The sequence below is a fragment of the Proteiniphilum sp. genome (genome assembly GCF_034927365.1).
GTDB lineage: Bacteria > Bacteroidota > Bacteroidia > Bacteroidales > Dysgonomonadaceae > Proteiniphilum.
Genome location: NZ_JAYFQD010000035.1, coordinates 1 through 24,177 on the forward strand (window position 1 = coordinate 1; position 24,177 = coordinate 24,177).

At 43.7% G+C, this 24,177-nt stretch carries 24 protein-coding genes; 23 read left to right on the plus strand and 1 reads right to left on the minus strand.

All coding sequences use genetic code 11. The features are described 5' to 3' along the window. From VB073_RS16805 to VB073_RS16840, 8 genes are all read left to right on the plus strand, one after another. The coding region (locus VB073_RS16805) for a threonine--tRNA ligase (RefSeq protein ID WP_323405345.1) at window positions 1-534 on the plus strand (534 nt) is incomplete at its 5' end. 67 nt (window positions 535-601) lie between these two features. Then, window positions 602-1,156, plus strand: a complete 555-nt coding sequence (gene infC, locus VB073_RS16810) for a translation initiation factor IF-3 (RefSeq protein WP_323405346.1) — start codon at window positions 602-604, stop codon at window positions 1,154-1,156. A 291-nt stretch (window positions 1,157-1,447) separates the two neighbouring features. Then, complete coding sequence (gene rpmI / locus VB073_RS16815) at window positions 1,448-1,645, plus strand: 50S ribosomal protein L35 (protein ID WP_323405347.1); 198 nt, start codon at window positions 1,448-1,450, stop codon at window positions 1,643-1,645. A 100-nt stretch (window positions 1,646-1,745) separates the two neighbouring features. Continuing rightward, window positions 1,746-2,090 carry a 50S ribosomal protein L20 gene (rplT, locus tag VB073_RS16820; RefSeq protein WP_076928400.1) on the plus strand — a complete coding sequence of 115 codons (345 nt, stop codon included), beginning with the start codon at window positions 1,746-1,748 and terminating at the stop codon, window positions 2,088-2,090. A gap of 170 nt (window positions 2,091-2,260) precedes the next feature. Next, a complete protein-coding gene (locus tag VB073_RS16825) occupies window positions 2,261-3,388 on the plus strand; it encodes a glycoside hydrolase family 43 protein (RefSeq protein ID WP_323405348.1) in 1,128 nt (375 codons plus the stop codon). Window positions 3,389-3,458: 70 nt separating this feature from the next. Then, window positions 3,459-3,962 (plus strand): pyridoxamine 5'-phosphate oxidase family protein, encoded by a 504-nt coding sequence (locus VB073_RS16830; protein ID WP_323405349.1) that lies wholly within the window; start codon window positions 3,459-3,461, stop codon window positions 3,960-3,962. 127 nt (window positions 3,963-4,089) lie between these two features. After that, entirely contained in the window at window positions 4,090-4,545 is a 456-nt protein-coding gene (gene trxA, locus VB073_RS16835) for a thioredoxin (protein ID WP_323405350.1), read from the plus strand. A 15-nt stretch (window positions 4,546-4,560) separates the two neighbouring features. Next, the gene (locus tag VB073_RS16840) at window positions 4,561-5,394 is read left to right on the plus strand and encodes an RNA methyltransferase (RefSeq protein WP_323405351.1); all 834 of its coding nucleotides are present in this window, start codon (window positions 4,561-4,563) and stop codon (window positions 5,392-5,394) included. A 16-nt stretch (window positions 5,395-5,410) separates the two neighbouring features. On the opposite strand, the gene VB073_RS16850 is transcribed toward VB073_RS16840, so the two are convergent. Then, window positions 5,411-8,986, minus strand: coding sequence for a prolyl oligopeptidase family serine peptidase (locus VB073_RS16850; RefSeq protein WP_416349570.1), 3,576 nt, complete (start codon window positions 8,984-8,986; stop codon window positions 5,411-5,413). A gap of 691 nt (window positions 8,987-9,677) precedes the next feature. Between VB073_RS16850 and VB073_RS16855 the strand changes: the two genes are divergently transcribed. From VB073_RS16855 to VB073_RS16925, 15 genes are all read left to right on the plus strand, one after another. After that, a complete protein-coding gene (locus tag VB073_RS16855; protein WP_323405352.1) occupies window positions 9,678-10,754 on the plus strand; it encodes a metallophosphoesterase in 1,077 nt (358 codons plus the stop codon). A gap of 362 nt (window positions 10,755-11,116) precedes the next feature. Continuing rightward, entirely contained in the window at window positions 11,117-12,301 is a 1,185-nt protein-coding gene (gene trpB, locus VB073_RS16860; RefSeq protein WP_323405353.1) for a tryptophan synthase subunit beta, read from the plus strand. Window positions 12,302-12,428: 127 nt separating this feature from the next. Next, entirely contained in the window at window positions 12,429-13,835 is a 1,407-nt protein-coding gene (locus VB073_RS16865; protein WP_323405354.1) for an anthranilate synthase component I family protein, read from the plus strand. Window positions 13,836-13,845: 10 nt separating this feature from the next. Next, window positions 13,846-14,415 (plus strand): aminodeoxychorismate/anthranilate synthase component II, encoded by a 570-nt coding sequence (locus tag VB073_RS16870; RefSeq protein WP_323405355.1) that lies wholly within the window; start codon window positions 13,846-13,848, stop codon window positions 14,413-14,415. Between the two features lie 121 nt (window positions 14,416-14,536). After that, window positions 14,537-15,532: an anthranilate phosphoribosyltransferase gene (trpD, locus tag VB073_RS16875; RefSeq protein ID WP_323405356.1), complete on the plus strand. Its 996-nt coding sequence runs from the start codon at window positions 14,537-14,539 to the stop codon at window positions 15,530-15,532. Window positions 15,533-15,706: 174 nt separating this feature from the next. After that, window positions 15,707-16,504, plus strand: coding sequence for an indole-3-glycerol phosphate synthase TrpC (gene trpC, locus VB073_RS16880; protein WP_323405357.1), 798 nt, complete (start codon window positions 15,707-15,709; stop codon window positions 16,502-16,504). A 190-nt stretch (window positions 16,505-16,694) separates the two neighbouring features. After that, window positions 16,695-17,306, plus strand: coding sequence for a phosphoribosylanthranilate isomerase (locus VB073_RS16885; protein WP_323405358.1), 612 nt, complete (start codon window positions 16,695-16,697; stop codon window positions 17,304-17,306). A gap of 13 nt (window positions 17,307-17,319) precedes the next feature. After that, entirely contained in the window at window positions 17,320-18,090 is a 771-nt protein-coding gene (gene trpA / locus VB073_RS16890; RefSeq protein ID WP_323405359.1) for a tryptophan synthase subunit alpha, read from the plus strand. 77 nt (window positions 18,091-18,167) lie between these two features. Further along, window positions 18,168-19,052: a DMT family transporter gene (locus tag VB073_RS16895; protein WP_323405360.1), complete on the plus strand. Its 885-nt coding sequence runs from the start codon at window positions 18,168-18,170 to the stop codon at window positions 19,050-19,052. A gap of 260 nt (window positions 19,053-19,312) precedes the next feature. After that, entirely contained in the window at window positions 19,313-19,765 is a 453-nt protein-coding gene (locus VB073_RS16900) for a GRAM domain-containing protein (RefSeq protein WP_323405361.1), read from the plus strand. Between the two features lie 138 nt (window positions 19,766-19,903). Continuing rightward, complete coding sequence (locus tag VB073_RS16905) at window positions 19,904-20,605, plus strand: hypothetical protein (RefSeq protein WP_323405362.1); 702 nt, start codon at window positions 19,904-19,906, stop codon at window positions 20,603-20,605. A gap of 217 nt (window positions 20,606-20,822) precedes the next feature. Further along, window positions 20,823-21,665: a hypothetical protein gene (locus VB073_RS16910; protein ID WP_323405363.1), complete on the plus strand. Its 843-nt coding sequence runs from the start codon at window positions 20,823-20,825 to the stop codon at window positions 21,663-21,665. A 49-nt stretch (window positions 21,666-21,714) separates the two neighbouring features. Next, the gene (locus VB073_RS16915; RefSeq protein ID WP_323405364.1) at window positions 21,715-21,921 is read left to right on the plus strand and encodes a hypothetical protein; all 207 of its coding nucleotides are present in this window, start codon (window positions 21,715-21,717) and stop codon (window positions 21,919-21,921) included. A gap of 349 nt (window positions 21,922-22,270) precedes the next feature. After that, window positions 22,271-23,329 (plus strand): hypothetical protein, encoded by a 1,059-nt coding sequence (locus VB073_RS16920; RefSeq protein ID WP_323405365.1) that lies wholly within the window; start codon window positions 22,271-22,273, stop codon window positions 23,327-23,329. A 13-nt stretch (window positions 23,330-23,342) separates the two neighbouring features. Beyond that, the gene (locus VB073_RS16925; protein WP_323405366.1) at window positions 23,343-23,840 is read left to right on the plus strand and encodes a hypothetical protein; all 498 of its coding nucleotides are present in this window, start codon (window positions 23,343-23,345) and stop codon (window positions 23,838-23,840) included. Window positions 23,841-24,177: the final 337 nt, after the last annotated feature.

Genomic DNA, 24,177 nt, shown 5'->3' on the forward strand with positions numbered 1-24,177 from the left:
GATTTTATGGTGAAAGATGCACTGGGACGACGCTGGCAGTTGGGCACCATCCAGGTAGATTACAACCTGCCCGACCGTTTTGAACTGGAATATACCGGTGCCGACAACCAGAAACACCGCCCTGTAATGATTCACCGTGCACCGTTTGGGTCCATGGAGCGTTTCGTGGCTGTCCTTATCGAGCATACGGCCGGTAAGTTCCCTTTGTGGCTGGCACCTACACAGGCCGTTATCCTGCCGGTCAGCGAGAAATTCAACGAGTACGCCCATCACATCGTGAAAGAATTAAAGCGATTTGATATCCGTGCCGAGGTGGATGACCGCAACGAAAAAGTGGGACGCAAGATTCGTGACAACGAGTTGAAACGCATTCCCTACCTGTTGATTGTGGGTGAGAAAGAGGCAGAAAATGAAGAGGTTTCGGTAAGAAAACAGGGTGGAGTTGATCAGGGTTCCACAAAATTGATTACATTTGCAGAAACGATTGCACGGGAAGTAGATCAAATGATGAACCCCGCCATGCCATCAAATTAAATATTTGTAAAACAAAGAATTTATAAAACAACAACCAATTAAACAGCGCAAACATTAACATCACCGAATGAGAAAAGACTCAAAAGACCAGCACCGGATCAATGAACGCATCCGGGTACCGGAAGTCCGGTTAGTAGGCGATAACGTGACGGAGGGCATTTATTCCACGAGAGAAGCTTTGAAGATAGCAGAAGAACAGGAATTAGACCTCGTTGAAATTGCACCCACGGCGAAACCTCCTGTCTGCAGAATCATCGATTACAAGAAATTTGTTTATCAGCAGAAGAAAAAACTGAAGGAGCAGAAAGCAAAATCGGTCAAGGTGACAGTAAAAGAGATACGGTTTGGCCCGCAGACAGACGATCACGACTATAACTTTAAACTGAAACATGCGATAAACTTTCTGGGTGAGGGCTCAAAAGTGAAAGCGTACGTGTTCTTCAGAGGTCGTTCCATCCTCTTCAAGGAACAGGGAGAAGTGTTGTTGCTGCGTTTTGCCAACGACCTGGAAGATTATGCCAAAGTGGAACATATGCCCATCATGGAAGGAAAAAGGATGTCCATCATGCTGACGCCAAAAAAGGGAACTCCTGCTCCCAAAAAGGAATCAAAGGAAGAATAAACAGAAATCTCCTTCGCATCGACGAACAGGGTCGGCTAAAATCATTTGGCCGGCTTTTTTTTATCTCATCCCATTTTAAATCACGGGATTCCGAATGATTGTTCAACCCTTCAGGTCCTGCAGGAAGTGTTTTGTGCTCCGACGATATGCATATTGTACTACAATTGAAATCAGCAAAAAAATAAAGGCGTAATGTTTTGATTGTTCGGATAAAATCATTACTTTTGCACACTTTTTCGCCTGACCGCGGAGAAACGGAGAAAATAATATTCACAAATCGAAGACAGCAAAATGCCAAAAATGAAGACTAATTCCGGTGCAAAAAAGAGGTTCGCCCTTACCGGAACAGGAAAAATCAAGCGGAAACATGCGTACAAAAGTCACATCTTGACGAAGAAGACCAAGAAACAGAAGAGAAATCTTACCCATATGGGTCTTGTTCACAAATCTGACGTAAACAGCATCAAGACACTGCTGGCAATGAAGTAATTCATGCCGGGTGGTTTCCAGTAAAGAGATTTAGTAACAGGATGTATGCTCCAAAGAGCCCTGCACGATAGGGACGCTATCATTCAAAACAAGTAACATTATGCCAAGATCAGTCAATCATGTTGCGTCACGCAACCGCAGAAAAAAAGTTCTGAAATTAACAAGAGGCTATATCGGTGCCCGCAAGAATGTGTGGACGGTAGCCAAAAACACGTGGGAAAAAGGTCTTACCTACGCCTATCGTGACCGTAAAAACAAAAAACGTAACTTCCGCGCTCTGTGGATCCAACGTATCAACGCCGCCGCCCGTGAACACGGTATGTCTTATTCTCGTTTGATGGGTGCGTTGCACAAAAATGAAATCGAAATCAACCGCAAGGTACTTGCCGATTTGGCAATGAATCATCCCGAAGCATTCAAGGCTATCGTGGATAAAGTGAAATAGGTAACACTTTCTTCATGCCGGGTTGATCCGGAATGGAATAGATAGGGAGAATCTGAAAAGGTTCTCCTTTTTTTATTTTATCTTTGTACTGGATTGGTCGACAAAAATTGATCCAATCGCCGAGGCCGATTTATGAAATAAAAAAATCAAAGAAAAAATATTCAAGTCAGATGAAACTATCCAAAAGTATAACCATTGTCATGCTGACGGCAGGCGTGCTTGCCGGGCTAAGTGCTACAGGCTGCAGCAGTAGAGGTAAATCCTCTTCCGGATCGACCACCTATTCAAATCCTCTTCCTGTAACGTTTGGTGACCCCTTTATTCTTTCCGCTTCCGACGGCAAATACTATATGTATGGAACAGGCGGTATGGAGAAAGGTTTTGGTGCGTATAGCTCAGACAACCTTGTTGATTGGCATTTTGAAGGACAGGTCTACTCGGGTAACCAACCCGGTTCATGGACCGTAAAGAACTATTGGGCGCCTGAAGTGTATGAAATCGATGGACGTTATTATATGTTTTTCAGTGCTGACTGGAAGGAGAATCCGACCAATGAACTGGAGAATTTCCGTATCGGGGTGGCGGTAGCCGATCAACCTACAGGCCCGTTTACCGAGGTGTCTGACAAACCGTTATTCGATCCGGGATATCCCATCATCGATGCTAATATCCTGCAGCATGACGGGCGTACTTATCTCTATTATTCCCGTTGCTGCTATAAGAACCCGGTGGAGAGTGAAGTGGCTGAGTGGGCACGTGTCCAGAATCTCTTCCAGGAGATTGAAGAGAGTTGGGTCTACGGAGTGGAGATTTCCAACGATTTTACTACCGTTATCGGGGAGCCGGTGCTACTTCTGCAACCACCATCCACCATGGCCGATCCTCAGACGGAGTGGGAGAGCCGTTCGGTGACTTCCGGTGAGGTCAACCGCCGCTGGACGGAAGGATCGTTCGCTTTTGAGTACAATGGAAAAATCTATATGATGTATTCCGCCAACTTCTTCGGAGGAGAGAATTATGCTGTGGGATACGCTGTGGCAGATAACCCGTTAGGCCCCTTTGCCAAAGCAGATAATAATCCCGTTTTGGAGAAGAATGTTGCCAGTGGTGGTGAGGTGACCGGTACCGGACACAATATGGTGTTCCGGACGAAAGAAGAGGGAAAGATGTACACAGTCTATCACGGACGTACCCAAAAGACGGGCAATGAAAGAGTGGTCTTTATCGATGAAATGAATATCGATGAAAACGGGGTACTTACCGTAGATGGACCATCCACATCGGAAAAAGAATTGTAATTATACAGATGAAAACCTGCTTTCTCACTAAGGAGGCAGGTTTTTAATCCGATGCAAAAATATTTTGTGTATGCGTACTTATTCCATTGAACAAGAAGAACATATTGAAAAAGTAATCCGTTCATGTAAGCTTTGCCATCTGGGGATGGCGGATGAGAACGGTAAGCCCTATGTGTTACCGATGAATTTCGGGTATGAAAAGGGTGTGGTCTATCTGCACTCTGCCCAGGAGGGGTATTCTATTTCCATTCTACTGAAAAATCCACAGGTCTGTATCACTTTCTGTACCGATCCCGGTCTGGTGTGGCAAGACGAAGAGGTAGCCTGCAGTTACCGGATGAGGGGAGAAAGTGTGATCTGCCACGGTAAAGTGGTCTTTGAAGAGGATTTCGATGAGAAGGTGAAGGCGCTGAATTATATTATGCGTCAATACTCCGACAGGGAATTCAACTATTCTGCCCCTGCCGTCAGGAATGTGAAGATATGGAAAGTGGCGCTCGATGAGATTACTGCCAGGGAATTTGGTGTGCCAAATAGAAACGCACCCAGGTATAAAGACGGGACACAGTTTTAAATGTTACTGTAAAACATTAGTGCATATGTTGTTGTTGAATGTACAAAGGAGAAGGATATGACTGTCGTCAAAATCCAGGGAAAATGAAAGAACAATTAAAAATCACATGTTAAAATAAACATTAAGAATGAGAAAAATAGTAATATTTTTTGCAGCCTTGGTATTGGCCGTTTCTACTTTCGCGGAGGAGCCGAAGGAGAAGGTAAAACCGATAGAATTGACAAAAGCTGATTTTCTGGAGAAAGTGTTTGATTATGAGAAAAACCCTGGAAAGTGGGTCTATAATGGTGATAAACCGGCAATAATAGATTTCTATGCCGACTGGTGTGGCCCTTGTAGAATAGTATCTCCCATCCTGGCGGATCTGGCAGAAGAATATGGTGATGAGATCTATATCTATAAGATCAATGTCGATAAGGAGGGAGAACTGGCCGCTATGTTTGGTGCACGGAGTATTCCTATGTTTCTCTTTATTCCCATGGACGGAGATCCGCAGATGGGAGTGGGGGCTCTTCCCAAAAAATCGTTCAAGGAGGTGATTGATACTTTTCTGTTGAAAAAGGATAATCAGGTCAACCTTTAGTAAAAGATATGCGTTTTGTGCGATAGAAATGATAGTGTACTACGCACGATAGAGGATAGGGGTATGATTACAAGTTTGCAGAATCCGGCGATAAAGAATATTGTCAAACTGTCGAAGAGCAAGGAGAGGAAGGAACAGCAGCTTTTCGTGATCGAGGGTGCACGGGAATTGTCGCTTGCGCTGCAAAGCGGATACCGACCCGAAGCGGTCTATCTATGCCGTGAAATGTTTGAAAAGACAAAATATCCCGACCTGTTCGACTCTTTGCCCCCGGAGATTGTATTCGATATATCACTTCCGGTCTTCGAAAAGATAGCCTATCGCGAGAATTCAGATGGGATTGTCGCGCTGACAAGGCCGAAACAGCATGGACTGAAGGATTTGAAACTCTCCTCTAACCCTTTCCTTATACTCCTCGAAGCCGTGGAAAAACCCGGAAATTTAGGTGCTATTCTCCGTACGGCCGATGCTGCTGGCGTGGATGCGGTAATTATCTGTGACCCGCAGACCGACCTTTATAACCCCAATGTGATCCGTTCAAGCGTGGGGGGTATTTTCACTGTGCAGACGGCTGTATGTTCCTCCCAAGAGGCTTTTGAATGGTTACAGGCGTACCGTATCTCTTCTTTTGCGGCAGAGTTGCAGGCAGCGGAGTTCTACCAAAAAACCGATTTTACCCCACCGTCTGCTATCGTGATGGGTACCGAAGCCGATGGTTTATCCCATTTCTGGCTTGAAAACGCAACAAAGCGAATCAAAATCCCCATGCGCGGGAAAATCGATTCTCTGAATGTCTCAGTATCTGCTGCCGTACTTACATTTGAAGCAATGCGACAACGAGGTTTTTAATAACCTATCCCCGGTATTACGGAGCAACCTTTTGATATACCCTTACATAGTCAATCAGGAAATGATGGGGAAAGAGTGTATCATCGATGCCTTTCTGTCCTCCCCAATTCCCACCGATTGCCAGGTTGAGCAGGAGATGGAATCGCTGGTCGAAAGGCCATTCGGCTGAACCGGTGCCCTCATTTTTGAAGGTGTAGTGGAGATGGTCGTCGACATAGACACGGTACTCATTTTCTTCCCATTCGAGAGCATAGAGATGAAAATCGGAATGACAGGTCGGCACCTCCAGGTAACCGCTCGTTTGGGTTCCTTGTACATGGTTGTAGCTCTTGGTATGCGCCGTGCTAACAATATTATCAGGATCATACCCCACATTTTCCATGATGTCGATTTCACCGCTGGCGGGCCAACCACCGTAGACATTATCGGAAGGAAGCATCCAGATGGCAGACCATGTGCCAACTCCCGCAGGAAGTTTTGCCCTGATCTCGAAACGGCCGTAGAGCCAATCTCCTTTGCCTTTGGTCCGAATCCGTGCTGAAGTGTAGCGCTTACCACCCATACTGTCGATCCGGGCAGTTATGGTCAGCTTACCGTCATCTACATAGGCATTGTCCGGATCAAACGCAGTATAATGCTGCGCTTCGTTATTCCCCCAACCCCAACTGTTGCCACCGATGTCGTAGCTCCATTTTGTAGTATCAGGCAGCCCCTTGTAATTAAATTCATCATTCCAGACCATCTGCCATCTTCCTGTCGGGGTAGTGATTTGTTGGTGACTGTCTCCGACTACACTGTTACTGTATTCTGTATCTAATTCGTATCCCCATGTCTTCCCCTTTTCCGTGGCAGGCACTCCTTTTGTCATCCAGACGGGAGCAGGATCCCCCTTCAGGTAATGGTCGAAGAACTGCTGCAGGCGGATCGAGAGGTCTTTCGCATTACGACGCTCGTTAAGGTTATGTGCTTCGTTATTGTACTGAAGCATCCAGACCGGTTTCCCTAACCGGCGCAATGTCATGAAATACTCGATACCCTGATACCAGGGGACTGCTCCGTCTTTGTCATTATGCATGATCAGCAAAGGGGTATTGACCTTATCAGCATAGAAGACGGGAGAGTTTTCGATATATAGATGGAGCGAATCGATCATAGGTACTCCAATACGTGATTGGGTCTGTTCATACTGGAACTGTCGGCTCATCCCCGATTCCCAGCGGATACCCCCATAGGCGCTGGTCATATTCGATACCGGAGCACCGGCACCGGCCGCTTTAAACATATCGGTTTTGGTCACCAGATAAGCTACCTGATAACCACCCCAACTTTGTCCCTGTATCGCCATATTCTCCTTGTCCACCCAGTTGTTTTTTGCCAGGGCCTCTGCTCCTGCTACCACTGAATTGTAGGCATCCCTTCCCGGTTGTCCTGTTGTGTAGTGGATATCAGGCGTGAATACAATATACCCCCGGCTCACGAAAAAGGGAATATTGATGGTGGAGCGGCTGGGCGCAGGAGAAAAGTAGCTATACAGGTTATCGGAATGCTGTTCATAGAAATAGATCATCAGCGGATATTTCCTGGTGGGATCGAAATCTTCAGGTTTGTATAGGATTCCCTGGTGAGGTATACCAGTCAATGAATTCCAGGAGAAGAGTTCTGCAGTTCCCCAGTTATAATCGCGCATCTGGGGGTTGATATCGGTCAGTTTTTCACTCGACTGCCAGAAATCGCGTGTGGTATACAGGTCGGGTGTGGTGTTGAAATTGCCTTTACGGAAGATATACAGGTCTTTCTCTTTCGCCTTGGTGACGAATGGGAATGAGAATTCCTCCATTGTCCTTTTTCGTAGAGGGTTGCGTCCTTTCTGTGTAAGGGTGTAATAACCGGCCTGTTTGGTTTTACGATCGAACGCTGAGAGCAGAAGGAGATCCCCCGGTTTTATAAACCGTTTTTCAGGATCTGTATTTATATACCGGAAGCTGATGGAGTCGTTTCGTCCCGCATGAGCAGTGATATTCTCCGGTTTCTTGTTCCCTCTGGGGTCAATCTTCCAGATGTCGAAGGCATCGTTGACAAAAATATAATCGTCGTTCTCTCCCCAGCCCGCAATTCCGTAGGATCCGGGATCGGATGGTACATCGTTCTTCTCGTCCCAGAAATTGATGGGGATATCGCCGGTAATATCCCTGATCGTTTTGCTGTGATTGTCATACAGGAACCATTGTCGTTTGGTAGCATCCCACCAGTAGACAAAATTTCCTTTGGGAGAGATCGAGGGTCTACCCGACACAGGAGAGGCGACGGCCTGCCTTTGTCCTGTCCGGATATCCCATACCCATACATCATTTTTGGAAGAGATGTCCCATTGGCTTTGAAGTTGATAGGGTTCATTTGACCAAAGGAGTGCGAAAGGTCCGTTTCCCTCGTCCGAAATAGAGCAGAAAGGCATTTTTTCATTAGCGATGGAGGTGAAACGATTCGGTTGATCGGGGAGGATTATCCCGGTATAAGTCCGACGTTGCTTGTTCCTTAATTCCACTAATTGTTGCGGTTGGACCAGCGGATCCTGCCAGTGCCAGATGTCGAGCGATGCTGTTTCGAAATCGACAATGGTAGTATCTTTAGGAGCCTGTTGGGGAGCAGCCCCGAGAATTACCCGTTCCCCATTTTTACTGAATCGGGGTGCGGAAAATTCATTAAAGATCCATTTTTCGGGAAGTCCTGTACTATTTTTGTCGGCTAAAACAATTGCCGAGTCGTTTCCATTCTTAAAATAACGCACATCGAAAACCTTTTGCGCTATTTTTGAAGTATCCCTTGTAGCCAGATAAAGGAGCTGTTCACCGTTTTCATCAAAAGCAAGCGATTTGTATTCCGCCTTCTCGTTCGAGATCCGTTTTGAAATATTCTTTTGCAAGTCGTAAAATAAAACTCCCGGGGTGTCGGTAGAGTCTTTTTTCTCCGGTTCTATAATAGCAGCCAGACTATTTTCGAACTTATTGAATATGTAATCTTTGGCATTCCTGATGGTGTCTTCCTGCTGTGTGGCTATATTCCGGATCACCAGCAAATCTTTTGGTTTTTCCTTGCTCTTTCCTCCGGTCGTATCTGCTTTTTGTGTGATGATGTAGGCAACATGCGAGGCCATCTTCTCTGCTGTCTTATATGATTTCACACCGGCGATTTTCTCGATATTGAATGAATCATTTCGGATTATAACCAGTGAATCCTTCGGCATCTCTTCAGCTTTCTTCTTTTTGATGCGTGCTTCCCGCCTATCGGAGAAAGGAGCTTTGATCAATCCTACCGTATATTTACCATCGGACGAAAGGATGAATCTGTTTACCCCTTTCAGTGTCATATCCTGATTTTTCTTCAGGTCTCGCACAAAAAGGATACTATCACCTTCCTGCGGACTGATAATGGCACCGACAAAACGACCATCGTCACTTACGGAAATGTTTTGAAGGCTTTTCCAACTGTCATATGCCGAGTGGTCGAGAGGTTTCTTCTGGGCGAATGCAATCGTGCCTAGAGAGATGAAGAAGAGAAGAATGAACGGTTTCGGGAAAGATGTAAATTGGAACATTGAATTAAATTAAAGAAGTCTGAAGTTAGAAATTAAAAGTTAGAAGCCGGGAGTCAAGAAGTGGAGAAGTCAAGAATTACCAATGGATGGGTATGAAACATATCTCAAATTCTAAATCCGACATCAAATATCAAAAGTTGTCAACGAAAATACAAGAAAAATTTCTATGTTCCAAAATTTGAAAGGGATCATCCCGGCGATTCTCTGTTTTTTTACCTTTTCAAAGAAAAAATTCTTGGAAAATAGAGGTTAAAAAAATCGGAGATGGAGGTCAAGATTAAAAAATTAATAGTCGGTAAATTAATGAGATATGCGATAAAACAGGTTAAAAAAATTAAAAAATGAGGTAAAAATATAGGTGGAATATCAGTTATCCGGATGTAAAAATTTTAACCTGTAAATCAGTGGCTGTAAATCGAAAGAGAAAGGTCAAAATAATGTAGAAAAGAGGTAAAATACTAAAATATAGTAGTCAGTATAACAGTATATTGATTAAAAAAACAGGTAAAAATAAAGCGTCGAGATTACATCCTGCATCCTATATTCCACATCAGATCTCGAAAATTATCAACTGAAATAGACGAAGTCTGTGTTCCTCAAAAACTTTAGCAGTAATGTGACTAAATTATGTTATATTTGTAAATCTCAAATTTAATATACTTTTTGTTATACAACTAAAAACTGAATAATAATGCGTAGAAAATCATTGTTACTGCTTCTCGTTACTTTTGTTTTATGGTATGCACTCCCGGCGCAACAGAACGAATATGTAAAACCGGCACTGAGCGATAGGGATTCGTGGAGCCTTGTCCTTCTTCCGGATGTGCAGACCTATATGAAGTTCGATTATAACCAGCCGATTCTGGACCTGATGCTGGCTTGGGTAACCAATAGTGCGGAGACATTAAATACCAAAATTGTGATGTGTACCGGAGACCTGGTGGAGCAGAACGATCTGTTCAATCCGGACGGGAAGAGAGCCAACCAGACAAGTGTATCTCAGTGGGGAGCTGTATCCGCTGCTTTCGGGCGTTTGGACGGGATACTGCCTTATATACTGACGATCGGTAACCATGATTATGGTATTTTGAGTGCAGAGAATCGTTTCACTCACTTTGACGAGTATTTTCCACCGAATAAAAACCGGTTGAACCAGAAGATGCTTCGGGAAGTGGGACTGAATGTAGAAGGAAGGCCCACGCTTGCCAACGCGACCTATGAATTTGTCAGTCCGCACGGACGGAAGTTCCTGGTCCTCGTACTGGAATTTGCACCACGTGATGAGACCCTGGAATGGGCGAAGGGTATTATTGAAAAAGAGCAGTATAAGGATTATACCGTAATCCTACTTACGCATTCCTATATGGATAGCAATAACAAGCATATTGTGAAGGAAGGGTACAAATTATCCAATCCGAATTATGGAGAGGCTGTTTGGCAGAAATTGGTGCAACCGTCGAAGAATATCCAGATGGTGTTTGCCGGCCATATCGCGATACCGAATGATCCAAAGGGTCATATCGCTTTCAGGGTGGATGAAAATGCCGGAGGTAAGAAAGTGAATCAGATGGTATTCAATGCACAAGCCCTTGGGGGCGGATGGCATGGGAACGGTGGCGACGGATGGCTGCGGATTCTCGAATTTTTGCCCGATGGAAAAACGGTGAAAGTAAAAACTTTTTCACCACTGTTCGCAATCTCTCCGACGACCCAAAAATATGCATGGAGAACCGAACCTTATGATGAATTCACTTTTGAGTTGGATTGAAATAGGTTTATAATAACAATCTCTTTAGAAAGCGTATTAGCTTATGAATAATGTTAAAAACGAAGAAAAAGTTGTATTATAATCACAAAACAGTTTTCTTTGCATCCAATAATTAGGAGAAAATGAACAATACATTATTAAACGGATATTGGTGGCGCTTCTTACAACTCTCGAAGTCGTAAGGAAAAGCATCATGCGTTTATAGTACATCAAAAATATAAAGAGCCTGTCGCAATCCTGCGACGGGCTCTTTTCGTAATAGGCCGGTTTGTATATGTACTGAATAGGGTGGAGAATCACTCTCTTCTGAGAAATCAGCAGCCGGTCAACAAGATAGAAAATTATTAAACAGTTTGTGATATATGCAAAAGTATGCAATAGATGAAAAGGGGTACTACGGTGAGTTTGGCGGGGCATACATCCCGGAAATCCTGTACAAGTGTGTGACCGATTTGAAGGAGTCGTACCTACGCATTATGGAAAGTGAACGATTTCGGCAGGATTTTGAGAAATTGCTCCGTGATTATGTGGGACGTCCTTCACCACTCTATCTCTCGAAGCAGCTTTCCAAACGGTATGGTTGTAAAATTTACCTGAAGCGTGAAGATCTGAACCATACGGGTGCGCATAAGATCAATAATACTGTCGGTCAGATACTGATCGCCCGCGAGATGGGCAAGACCCGTATCATTGCCGAGACGGGTGCCGGTCAGCATGGTGTTGCCACTGCTACCGTCTGCGCACTGATGCAGATGCCCTGTACTGTCTATATGGGAAAGACCGATGTGGAGCGCCAGGAGGTGAATGTGAAGAAGATGGAAATGCTGGGGGCGACGGTTGTGCCGGTCACTTCGGGCAATATGACGTTGAAAGATGCCACCAATGAGGCGATACGTGACTGGTGTACCCATCCGGGAGATACCCATTATATCATCGGTTCGACGATAGGTCCCGATCCTTATCCCGATATGGTGGCACGGTTACAGTCGGTTATCAGCCAGGAGATAAAAGAACAATTGTCGAGAGAGGAAGGTCGTGACTATCCCGATTATCTCGTTGCCTGTGTAGGTGGAGGAAGTAATGCTGCCGGAACTATTTATCATTACCTGAATGATGAACGTGTAAATATCGTGCTGGCAGAAGCTGGTGGAAAGGGTATCGAAAGCGGAGAATCTGCTGCCACCATCCATCTCGGTAGTGCCGGAATCATTCATGGATGCAAGACGCTTCTGATGCAGACGGAGGACGGACAGATTACCGAGCCTTACTCAATCTCGGCAGGTTTGGATTATCCCGGGATAGGACCTATCCATGCTTATCTTGCATCGACAGGCCGTGCATTGGTATTGGCCATTAATGATGATGAAGCACTCAAAGCTGCTTTTGATCTTACCAGGAACGAAGGAATCATCCCTGCACTGGAATCCGCCCATGCCCTGGCTGCACTAGAAAAGGTTACATTCTCGCCGGAAGATGTCGTGGTATTGACGCTGTCGGGAAGGGGAGATAAGGATCTGGAAACGTATTTCAATGTGCCAGAATTTTAATGTGCCAATGAGACTAATGTGCCAATATGCCAATTAAATGACTGAATCATCCAAATTCATTGTCAATTATCCATTTTCAATTGTCAATTGATAAAGTTTTGCCTCTTGTGTCTAAAAGATAAATAATATGAAGTTGAAATTAAAAACCAATAGTAAAAAGATAATGGGCGATCTGCATACGCCGGTCAGCATTTATCTGAAAGTAAGGGATGCCTATCCCCAGTCGGCACTTCTGGAGAGTTCCGATTTTCATGCCAATGAGAACAGTGTTTCTTATATCGCTCTGAAACCAATCGCACGGATGGAAGTGAACAGAGGAGTCTCCACTTTCCTCTCTCCGGATGATAAAGAAGAACAAAAGCCTCTTTCTGAAGATTTTACCATCTCCGATGCGTTGAGAAGTTTTGTTGATAGCTTTGAAGTGACAGGCGACGAAAAAGAACAATGCGGTCTGTTTGGTTATACTACCTTCAACTGTGTGAAGTATACAGAAGATATCGCTATCCGTGAAAGCAAAGAGGCAAGGAATGATGCTCCCGATATGCTTTATATCCTCTATAAATATCTGTTGGTGTTCAACCATTTTACCGATGAGATCACTTTGATAGAACTGCTGGAAGAGAATGAGATAAGCAACCTGCAAAAGGTAGAATCGCTGATCAATCAACGCAATTTTGCCACCTATAACTTCTTTACTGAAGGATCAGAACGGAGTACCATTCTCGACGAAGAATACAAGCAATATGTGCGTAGCGGTGTGGAGTCATGTCTTCGTGGCGATGTCTTTCAAATCGTTCTCTCGAGGAGATTCGTACAGCCTTTTTCGGGAGATGACTTCAAGGTATATCGTGCACTACGCTCTATCAATCCTTCACCTTATCTTTTCTATTTCGATTTCGGAGGATTCCGTATTTTCGGTTCATCGCCCGAGACGCACTGTAAAATACAGGGATCGAATATCAGTATCGATCCGATTGCCGGAACCACCAAACGGACCGGTAATTATCAGGAAGATATGAAATCGGTCGATTTCCTGTTGAACGACCCGAAAGAGAATGCCGAACACGTGATGCTGGTCGATCTGGCACGCAATGATTTGAGCCGAAATGCACATGATGTAAAGGTGGACTTTTTCAAAGAGCCTCAGTTCTATTCGCATGTAATTCACCTTGTGTCGCGTGTGACCGGCAAACTTAATGAGGACGCTGATCCCATCAAAGCCTTTTTCGATACTTTCCCGGCCGGGACATTGTCGGGTGCTCCCAAAGTAAGGGCCATGCAGCTTATCTCCGAGATCGAATCACATAATCGTGGTGCCTATGGCGGATGTATCGGTTTTGTAGGGATGAATGGCAATTTGAATCAGGCTATCACGATTCGTACCTTTGTAAGCCGGAACAACGAGTTGTGGTACCAGGCAGGTGCGGGCGTCGTTTCTCAAAGTAGTGATGAATATGAACTGCGGGAAGTAAACAGTAAACTGGGGGCACTCAAAAAAGCGATCGATATGGCGATCACATTATATAACGCATAAACTTTTTACAATGAGTAAAATACTTATTCTTGATAATTACGATTCATTCACCTATAACCTGCTGCATGCGGTAAAGTCGTTAGGTTGCAATGACGTGGATGTGATCCGCAACGACAAGATCGATCTTGTGTCTGTTACACAGTACGATAAGATTATCCTCTCGCCGGGGCCGGGTATTCCCGAAGAGGCCGGCCTGCTGTTGCCATTGATTGAGCAATATGTCGAAACCAAGAGCATATTGGGTGTATGCCTTGGTCATCAGGCACTTGGAGTGGTATTTGGTGCCACGCTGGAAAATATCCCGTTCGTCTTTCATGGTGTACAGACCACCGCAAAAATTATAGGAGGTGATTATCTTTTTGACGGATTGCCGGAGGAGATTCTCGTCGGGCGTTACCACTCCTGGATTGTCTCGTCGGAAAATTTTCCTGCGGAACTGGAGATCACCGCGATAGACGAAGTCGGCAGTATTATGGCGATGAAGCATAGGCGACTCGATCTGCACGGTGTGCAGTTCCATCCCGAATCGATACTCACCCCGGAAGGGATCCGGATCATTAGGAATTTTATTATCAATTGATAATTGATAATGAATTTGGATGATTCAGTCATTCAGTGATTTAATTGGCATATTTAATTACGTTTCACTCCGTTGAACGTTGTTTGTCACATTGGCACATTAAAATCTTGGTTCTATAAAAATGAAAGAAATACTATATAAACTATTCGATTACCAGTACCTCTCCCGCGATGAGGCGAAAGAGGTGCTGTTTTCCATCGTGAAAGGGGATGTGGCCGATACGCAGATTGCCGCGCTGATCACCTCTTTCCTGATGCGGAGTATCTCGGTGGACGAGATACTGGGTTTCCGTGATGCGTTGCTCGATATGCGGGTGGGTGTAGATCTATCCGATTATAGCGCTCTTGATATCGTCGGTACGGGAGGTGACGGCAAGAACACCTTTAATATCTCCACCGCGGCATGTTTTGTGGTGGCAGGAGCGGGGTATCATGTCGTGAAGCATGGTAATTACGGTGCGACGGCGATCAGTGGTGCCAGTAACGTGATAGAACAACAGGGCGTCAAATTCTCTACCGATACGGACAAGCTTCGGAAAAGCCTCGATCATAGCGGCCTTGCTTATCTGCATGCCCCATTGTTCAGTCCCGCCTTAAAGGCGGTTGCTCCGGTAAGGAAAAGCCTGGGAGTACGTACTTTCTTCAATGTGCTGGGACCGTTGGTCAATCCCGTGCAGCCGGAATTCCAGATGCTGGGCGTCTATAGCCTGGCGATGTCACGGTTGTACGGTTATATCTACCAGGAGGAGAAGAAGAAATTCAGCATCGTACACAGTACCGATGGTTACGATGAGATATCTCTTACGAGCCAGTTCAAGGTGCTCACCAATAAAGGAGAACAACTTTACACGCCGGAGGAATTGGGCTACCGGCGGGTTGCACAGGAAGAACTGTATGGAGGGAATACGCTCGAAGAGGCATCTCAGATCTTCCGGAATGTATTGCATGCTACCGCTACTGAAGCCCAGATGAATGCGGTACTTCTCAATGCGGCTTTTGGTATCCAGACGATAGAGCAGGAGAAACCCATCGGCGAATGTATTGAAATTGCCAAGGACTCATTGTATGGGAAAAAGGCGATGAAAGCCCTGGAAAAGTTTGTGGAAATCAATTGTTAGTTAAGAAGTAATTTGAATTACCAATTGCCAATGGATTATTATTAGAGTGTTGAATTGTTTAATCATTGAATTGAAAAGGAGAGATTCACAAATGCCAATTTTTCACTTTTCATTTTTAATTCTTCATTTATAAAGTCTTGGTTCTTGGATCTAAAAGTCTTTATTCTGGAAAAAATGAAAGATATTTTAAGCGAGATTATCGCAAATAAAAGAAAAGAGGTTGCAGCACAAAGAGAACGGCTGCCTTTTCCTGAGTTGGAGAAGCGTCTGGCGAAGGTGATGGAAACTGTACCCTTTTACTCGATGAAAGAGGCTTTGGAAAGCTCCAAATCGGGGATTATTGCCGAGTTCAAGCGGTGTTCGCCCAGTAAAGGGTGGTTGTTTCAATCCGCGGTTGTGGACGAAGTGACACAAGCGTATGCTTTGGCAGGCGCTTCGGCGTTGTCGGTATTGACGGACGAGAAATATTTTGGCGGTACGATGGATGACTTGCGGGTGGCCACCGCCGGTGTGAAGATACCGGTGATGCGGAAGGAGTTTATCGTGGATGAGTACCAGTTGTTCGACGCCAAACTTGCCGGAGCAAGTGCCGTGCTGCTGATTGCTGCAGCGATCACAAAAGAAGAATGCAGACGATTTACGGAACTGGCGAACCAGTTGCGACTGGAAGTGCTGCTGGAACTGCATGATGAAGGGGAGGTTGATCATATCGGACCGCTCAATAGGCTTGTCGGTATCAATAACCGTAATCTCGGAAGTTTTGTGACCGATCTGCATAAGTCGTTCCGGATGGCCGATCTACTACCTGAGGACGCTGTGAGGATCTCTGAAAGCGGCATATCGAATACGGCCATCGTGAAGGAATTGCGTGATGCCGGTTACCGGGGTTTTCTGATCGGAGAGCACTTTATGAAGAGTGGCAATCCCGGACAAAGCCTGAAGGATTTTATTGATTCAGTAGTTATTCAGTAATTATTCGGCTTCGCCGTTATTTAATAGTTATTCGGCTTCGCCGTTATTCGCTTCGCGTTATTCATGCTTCGCATGTTATTCGATAGTAACAACCGAACAACAATTGAAAATCTACTGAACAACAACAGAATTACAACTGAACAACAACCGAATAACAACTGAATTACAATTGAATAACAACTGAAAATCTATGATAATCAAAGTGTGCGGCATGCGCGAGGAGTCTAACGTGCGTGAGGTGGAGCAATTGGAAACGGACTGGATGGGATTTATCTTCTATCCGAAATCGCCCCGTTATGTGGGAGAGAGGTTAGCCTATATTCCTGAGAGGGTGAAGAGGGTGGGAGTCTTTGTGAATGAAGATATCGACCGGATTCTCACGCTCGCGGAAAATAACCGGTTGGATATTCTTCAGTTGCATGGAGAGGAATCTTCCGATGATTGCAGGGTGTTGAAAGAGAAAGGATTTCTTGTGATCAAGGCGCTTGGGATAAATTCAGAAAAGCCTTTTCCTTCAGAACTGACCGAGCGCTATGAAGAGAGTTGCGACTACTTCCTTTTCGATACACGCACATCACTTTACGGCGGTTCGGGGAAGAAATTTGAGTGGAAGATCCTTGCTGATTATCGGGGTGAGAGACCGTTTCTGTTAAGTGGTGGTATTTCTCCTGAAGATGTGGAAGAGGTAAAAGCGTTTTCACATCCGCGATGCATAGGCATCGACCTGAACAGTGGTTTTGAAGTCTCTCCCGCCCTCAAGGACGTACAATTATTACAGAGATTTATAGGTGTATTTCGTTGAAAAAAATTATAAAATGAACAGAATAGATAGATTGTTTGTAGAGAAGAAGAGTGGTATCCTGTCGGTTTACTTCACAGCCGGATATCCCCAACTGGATGATACCGCAACGGTGATCAAGGCACTTGAGAACAGAGGGGTGGATTTAATAGAGATCGGTGTGCCGTTCAGTGATCCCATGGCAGATGGACCGGTCATCCAGGTATCCGGTACGCGGGCATTGGACAACGGCATGAGCGTGAAGCATCTCTTCGGGCAACTGGCTGGTATTAGGGAAGAGGTATCGATCCCGCTGGTATTGATGGGCTACCTCAATCCGATTATACAGTTTGGCTTCGATAACTATTGCGCGGAGGCAAAGAGGTGTGGTATCGATGGGCTGATCATCCCCGACCTGCCGTTTGCCGAATATATGGAGAGCTATAAACCGATAGCCGAAAAACATGGCTTGCATATCATTATGTTGATCACCCCAGAAACGTCGGAAGAGCGTATCAGGATGATCGACGAACATACTTCCGGCTTTATCTATATGGTATCGACCGCTTCAGTGACCGGAGCGAAGAATAGTTTCGGAGATGATAGTCTCTCTTATTTCCGTCGTGTGAACGCGATGCAACTGAAGAATTCTCGTCTGATCGGTTTCGGTATTTCCAATAAGGAGACGTTTGATGCTGCCTGCCGTGAAGCCTCGGGTGCCATTATCGGAAGTAAGTTTATTTCACTGTTGGGCAGTGAAAAGACGATTGACGCTGCCGTCGTAAAACTGGTAGAAGCAGTTCGTTGAGTGATTTTGTAATGATGCGCGTTTAATTTACTTTTGTATGCCGTTTGTCCCAATAAGCGGACCGGCCAAGTCTCTTTATGCTTCTCCAATCTCATGTGGGTGAACTGGCCTCACTGCTGACTGCCGTATGTTGGACGCTGAGTGCCATTTTCTTCGAGAAAGCCGGCCGAAGGGTAGGTTCTCTCTCGGTGAATATTCTCCGTCTGTTCCTGGGGATACTCTTCCTGGGAATTACCACGTTGTTTACCCGGGGTATGTTCTTTCCGATGGATGCCACCCCTTACAACTGGCTTTGGCTTGGCATCTCGGGTATTATCGGCTTTTTCCTGGGCGATCTCTTCCTCTTTAAATCCTATACCATCATCGGTTCCCGCACTTCCCAGCTTGTCATGAGCCTTGCACCCATGCTTACGGCTGCAATCGGCTGGTTCTTTCTGGATGAAGTCCTTTCAGTGAAAAGTATTTTGGGTATCGTGGTGAGTGTCTCCGGGATTATGATTGCCGTGGCGGGAAAGGGGTTGAAGCTGAATATACCGTTGCATGGCTTTCTCTATGCGTTGGGAGGGGCAGCAGGACAGGCGCTGGGGTTGATACTCAGTAAGAAGGGAATGGGTGATTATGATGCTGTGGCAGCCACCCAGATACGGGCAATATTCGGCTTTTTCTCTTTTATCCTTCTGGTGACATTTTTGAACCGGTGGAGGCGAGTCTTCCGGACAGTGGGGGACAGCACGTCGATGAAAGCTATCTCCATAGGGACTGTTTTCGGCCCTTTTATCGGAGTAGCCCTTTCACTTTACGCCGTGCAGCATACCGAAACCGGGATTGCTTCCACTTTGATGGCACTGGTGCCCATTTTCATTATAATACCTACCGCTTTTATGTTTAAGGAGAGGATCACTGCCCGTCAGGTAATCGGAGCTGTAATCAGTATAGCGGGCGCAAGTATCTTCTTTTTATAGAATTTGGAAGTCCTTTTGACTAAAATGGAGTCCTTATGCTCTTTCTTTTGGTTAGAATTATTTCTTCTTTTTGTATTTATTGGTTTGATTATAAGTTAGAACTGCATTTTCTACAGGTCGTGATTTCAATTGACTATTGCCAGTTCCATTTTTATATTTTTCCTTTGTCGTAGCGAAACGAATTATTTACAGCACGTAATATAGATATGAAGAATCGACTATCTATCCAAAATATTTTGTTCTATTTGAGTTGGACAATCATGTATACTATTATACTGTTAGTAGTGGTTCGGCCGGAGGTATTGACTGTTGGTAAGATTCTCGTGGCATTCATTATCTCAGCCATACTCGGCGTGCCTTCCACAAATTCTTTCCTCAAGTCTTTGAATAGGAGTGCAATTGATATAGACGATCTGAATTTAGGATTGCTTCCCGGAGAAAAAATAATATCTAAAGCCAATGCCACCCTGAAAAAAGGGGTAATCCGTTTGGGCGGTATTTTGTATCTTACAGATAGGCATATTCTATTTATCGGAACAGAATTTTTTGACCGGAATAAGAAGATCCTCTGTGTACCTTTATCCTTAATTGTCGACCGCAAACTTGACGATAATTATCAACTGAGAATAAGAGTAGAGTCCGGTAAAGAGTGTATCTTTGCTTTGGTGGGTGCTTTCAACTTCCTTTCAGCGTTAAACAGTGCTTTGAAATAGTATAAAATCATTATTTTGTTGAATCCTCCGTTTATGTGTAATGTCTATATCTTTTTATTCACAATGATTTTTCTTGTGAGTTTGTTCCTCTCCTTCTCTGATAGGGTAGAGGAGGAGCCTGATAAACATCGTCGGGGTTTGTCCTTTGTTCTAACCAGTAATCAACCTGATACACAACTTGAGGAACTCAAGGAGCAATATGAACTACTCGAAGTTGAATATAAAGCTTTGAAATCTGAGTATCGGCTTTGGTTTATTCTGTTATTAATTGCCTGCGGATTGCTTTACGTGATTAATCTGATACTTTACGCCAGGAGGGAGCAAGCGCACTTCCTTCAGGCAGAGATAGCAGAGGAGAAAAATCACATCAAATTGGAGAAGCAGCAAATAGAATCGGAACTGAAGTTATCCGGTGAACAAACTGATAACCTGCAGGAATTGTTGTTCCGGTACGATTTGTTTCTGAGATTTCGTGTGGAGCAGCAGTTGCAGATGCAGAAGAACGCGAACAGGGTGCGATCGAAATACCCGGCATTGGGTGATGCCTATGACAAGATGATGGAGATGGAGCGGGAGCAGTTTAACAGACTTGTAGATAAGCTTTTCACGGTAGAAGATATTCAACGGTTGTTCGGAATCCAGGATAAGGATAATATCCTGACTAAAAACGACCGGTTGTTGCTTTTTATGCTTGCCAATAATGCCGATAACGAACAGATTGCAGCGTTACTCAATATCACTACAGAGAACCTGAAATCAAGAAAATCGTATCTCAAAAGGAAAATCATGGAAAAGAGCACGGACTCCAATGGATTCCAGCGTCTTATAGCGCTGTTTTAATTAGGATCTCTTCGGGTATAGTTTGGTGGCTTTCTATATTTTTATAGAGTGGATATATAGAGAGAGAATAGAGAGGAAATAGAGTGGTACTCGAGAAGATACAACTGAAATAAGAGGGAGCCCCGGTGAAGGTACGGACTTGGATTTTTTGTTATGTTGTTATTTTTTGTAACTTTCGACTTTATTAGTTAACAACCAAGATAAAAGATTAAATATTATGAAGTTAAGATTTATTACGTTTTTCTGTATGGTCGTTGGTGGATATTTTACACTACAGGCGCAGGAATCCGTGTCTATCTATGAACTTGGGCGTCCTATCAATGATTATGAAGATAATTTCAAGAATCTGGTCAGCAATTGGAAGAAAAAGCATATTTCCAATATCGAGGATTACACTTTGAATGATATATCGTTTGTGGAAATTATCTCAGGCCCTGAGAGATATAATTATTACAGGAATTATTTTACGTCAGATAAGCCTGTTGGTAGCTCAATCAGTGGGAGGTTAGGTGGAGATTCAAAAGGAAATAGCTTTAGGGAGTTTATTATTATGCCTGCTTATGCCTACAACGAGTTTTATGATACAAGGGGGATGGATGAAAGGATAAGGGTGGTTCTCACGGATGAATTTCAACGGGAAGCCCGGGAACTGCTTTCGCAGGAGTTTAATATAGATACATTGCAATTGTTCAATATGCAAAATTATGAAGAACAATCAGATACGACTGATACTGGTTATTCCCGGGGATTTCGTGCTTATAATTATACCTCCTTATCTCCTGTTTCGCAGGATTTTAAAGATATTAGAATTGACCAGACTAAAACCATTTTCGACCTTGGCGTAGAAGATGCAAGAAAATTTGCACTTGAAAATCTGTTGGTAGAAAGAATAACGGGGCAGGTTGCTTTTAACGAAGTCGTGAAGCCCGGGGATAGCGTATATGCGATTGACTTTGATTATCGGAAAGAACCTTATACCGTTTATATAATCTGTAGCAGAGAAACGAAAAAAGTGGTTTGGGATACCTTCTTTGGAAGAATCAGGATTAAAGAGAAATAAGAATCTTTCTCTCACTCATAAATAAATTGAAAGTTGAGGAGTTAAGTCTATGTTCAGGTATCTTGTTGGTCCAATACTCATTTTAACGGTGATGGCCGGATGTAACACCCGTCAATCCGAATTCTCTGCTTTACTGGATAAGGCGGAGCAGTTGCGTTATCAGCGATGGATCTTTGTATTGATCATTATATTGTTATTTGTAGCTTTGGTTTTGTTGTTTGTATTGAAACGACAATATACACCCCAACCGGAATGACATACACAGGACATCAATTCATATACCATTGATATGAAAACGTTAAAGAGAACAAGAATTATTTTATGGGTAATGGCAATCGTGTTATCTACCATCTATGCCTATGTGTATGTTGGTAATCCATTTCAAAAAGAGTTTGATCTTGGTATTTTTGGGCTCGTATTCCCGCTGTTATTAATCCTAGCACAACTATTATTAAGAAAAAATAAATTTAAAAACGAGATGTCGTTATTAGCCTCGTCAGGATTATTAATCGTTTTCTATTTTATTTTTTTATAGATATTTTTTCAAATGATTTGCATCATACCAGGGAACGATAAGTCGTGGGGAAAATACTGATGCCTTTCTGATGACGGTCATTCCATCTGTAGAGTATATCGAGATGACAGACTTTAACCCATTCGAAAAAGTAAGGTACCTCGACCGCGACAACCGGTTCACGGGACGTGTTGTTTACCACGATCTGAATGGTAACTTCGTGCATGGATGGGGTTATGAGGACGGGGAAATAACGCGGAGCATCAAACCCGAGTGCGGAACGGATGATCCTGTGGTAATGATGAGTCCTTCAGGATCAGATGGTTGTGTTCTTGTCCAGGAATGGGGTTGGACACGTACCTGTACCGACTGGTACACGTATGATTACTATGGAAATCCCGTTTATACCGGTACTACCTGTACCGACTGGGAATGGGGACTGATAAGATCATATTGGGAATGTTCGTCTGGTGGCGGCCACAATCCTTCACCACCCGCAGTTGCGTCTCCTCGATTACAGGCTATTATAGCATTATTTTCTTTGACAAATACCCAGATCTCAATGTTGAACAGTGCACTGTCCCAACTGATTGCAGAGGGATGTTTGCAGGAAGCCATGTACAATAAACTGGTTGCAAAGAATGTAAAACTGCATTTCGGAATGGTAGAGAATCCTACCGACGAGACAGCTCCTGCTAATTACTATGCGGGTAGTAAATCATTAAAATTCAAAAATGATAATACCATCAATGCCGATAATTTGAAAGAAGAGCTTTTCCATGCATTACAGGATGCATATTATTCGGGTGGTATTTCCCAGTATGGTAAAGACGCGCAAGACAACAAACTTCCTGGACACGTGAATGTGGAATTTGAAGCAAAAGTGTTTAAGGATATTTCTATGGTAATGGGGAGTTATTCGGCTTTCTTTAAAACTGAAACTCCTGAGGAAATTGCTGCAAATGATGAATATGGCAAGTGGATAGGAGATGTGCAGAGTTACCCTATATTCCTTGGAGAGCCGATTGTGTACAATTATTGGTTGAATCTATTCAATCAACTTAATCCTCAATATTCGAGCCCTTTCAGTAATGACTTTAAGTCATTCCATAGTTTAAAGAATTTAATCGATGGTACAGATTGTTTATAAAATATCAAATAATATGAAAACGTATAATATCATTCTATTTATTGTACTGCAGGGTTTTATCTCTGTGGTGCTCTCTCAGGAGATAAGGGACGGGTTTAAGATTTTGAGAGAAAATCAAAGAGTTGTCTTCGAAGATCTGAGTTGGAATAATTATAGGGGTTATCCCCTGAATAAAAAAGGGGAGGACCTTTTCAATCCATCCTCAAGATTTTCCAGTATAGAAAAACTCAAAAGGATAGAAAACGCGTTATTTAGTGAACAGGAGCGGAATAGTATGCGCATCAATTACAGACCCCGAGCGATGATTAAGGTCAGGGCCAGTGATGGAAAGATAGTAGCTACCATATTTTATTTTGAAAATTTACAAGATCCATCCGTTATCGACACAAAAAAATTGAAGAAGTTGAATGAAAGGGTAAAGGAGGAACTGATGATAGAGAATTTGCTATTCAATGGAGAAAAAGCGGCATCAGGATATATAGCCGGACATATATGGTTCTTCAAGTTTTGAATTTTATAGAATTTCAAATAGAGATACCGGTATGCTCTTTTTATCAGATGGAAAGATACAGGAAGGAAATTGAAACTGAAGGAAGACTTCAAGGCAATTTGGAGCAGGAAGTCTTTCTGTTGAAATCTCTTCCGGTGTTTGTTCTCCTGAGAACCAGATAACCCGGTTTAATTTCTTGTTTTCAATGGGGGAGTAGATTGCTTGCTCCCTCTTTGAAAGCAAGATTAAAAACAAGTTATCCACGGATAGACAGAAAACCATATCTATTCTCACTTCTGATAAAATGAATATCAAATAATATGAAAACGTATAATATCATTCTATTTATTGTACTGCA

Excerpts from the sequence above, each read along its gene's own strand:
- infC (WP_323405346.1), top strand. The coding sequence starts at position 602 with ATGAGAAAAGACTCAAAAGACCAGCACCGGATCAATGAACGCATCCGG.
- rpmI (WP_323405347.1), top strand. The coding sequence starts at position 1,448 with ATGCCAAAAATGAAGACTAATTCCGGTGCAAAAAAGAGGTTCGCCCTT.
- rplT (WP_076928400.1), top strand. The coding sequence starts at position 1,746 with ATGCCAAGATCAGTCAATCATGTTGCGTCACGCAACCGCAGAAAAAAA.
- VB073_RS16825 (WP_323405348.1), top strand. The coding sequence starts at position 2,261 with ATGAAACTATCCAAAAGTATAACCATTGTCATGCTGACGGCAGGCGTG.
- VB073_RS16830 (WP_323405349.1), top strand. The coding sequence starts at position 3,459 with ATGCGTACTTATTCCATTGAACAAGAAGAACATATTGAAAAAGTAATC.
- trxA (WP_323405350.1), top strand. The coding sequence starts at position 4,090 with ATGAGAAAAATAGTAATATTTTTTGCAGCCTTGGTATTGGCCGTTTCT.
- VB073_RS16850 (WP_416349570.1), bottom strand. The coding sequence starts at position 8,986 with ATGTTCCAATTTACATCTTTCCCGAAACCGTTCATTCTTCTCTTCTTC.
- VB073_RS16855 (WP_323405352.1), top strand. The coding sequence starts at position 9,678 with ATGCGTAGAAAATCATTGTTACTGCTTCTCGTTACTTTTGTTTTATGG.
- trpB (WP_323405353.1), top strand. The coding sequence starts at position 11,117 with ATGCAAAAGTATGCAATAGATGAAAAGGGGTACTACGGTGAGTTTGGC.
- VB073_RS16865 (WP_323405354.1), top strand. The coding sequence starts at position 12,429 with ATGAAGTTGAAATTAAAAACCAATAGTAAAAAGATAATGGGCGATCTG.
- VB073_RS16870 (WP_323405355.1), top strand. The coding sequence starts at position 13,846 with ATGAGTAAAATACTTATTCTTGATAATTACGATTCATTCACCTATAAC.
- trpD (WP_323405356.1), top strand. The coding sequence starts at position 14,537 with ATGAAAGAAATACTATATAAACTATTCGATTACCAGTACCTCTCCCGC.
- trpC (WP_323405357.1), top strand. The coding sequence starts at position 15,707 with ATGAAAGATATTTTAAGCGAGATTATCGCAAATAAAAGAAAAGAGGTT.
- VB073_RS16885 (WP_323405358.1), top strand. The coding sequence starts at position 16,695 with ATGATAATCAAAGTGTGCGGCATGCGCGAGGAGTCTAACGTGCGTGAG.
- trpA (WP_323405359.1), top strand. The coding sequence starts at position 17,320 with ATGAACAGAATAGATAGATTGTTTGTAGAGAAGAAGAGTGGTATCCTG.
- VB073_RS16895 (WP_323405360.1), top strand. The coding sequence starts at position 18,168 with ATGCTTCTCCAATCTCATGTGGGTGAACTGGCCTCACTGCTGACTGCC.
- VB073_RS16900 (WP_323405361.1), top strand. The coding sequence starts at position 19,313 with ATGTATACTATTATACTGTTAGTAGTGGTTCGGCCGGAGGTATTGACT.
- VB073_RS16910 (WP_323405363.1), top strand. The coding sequence starts at position 20,823 with ATGAAGTTAAGATTTATTACGTTTTTCTGTATGGTCGTTGGTGGATAT.
- VB073_RS16915 (WP_323405364.1), top strand. The coding sequence starts at position 21,715 with ATGTTCAGGTATCTTGTTGGTCCAATACTCATTTTAACGGTGATGGCC.
- VB073_RS16920 (WP_323405365.1), top strand. The coding sequence starts at position 22,271 with ATGACGGTCATTCCATCTGTAGAGTATATCGAGATGACAGACTTTAAC.
- VB073_RS16925 (WP_323405366.1), top strand. The coding sequence starts at position 23,343 with ATGAAAACGTATAATATCATTCTATTTATTGTACTGCAGGGTTTTATC.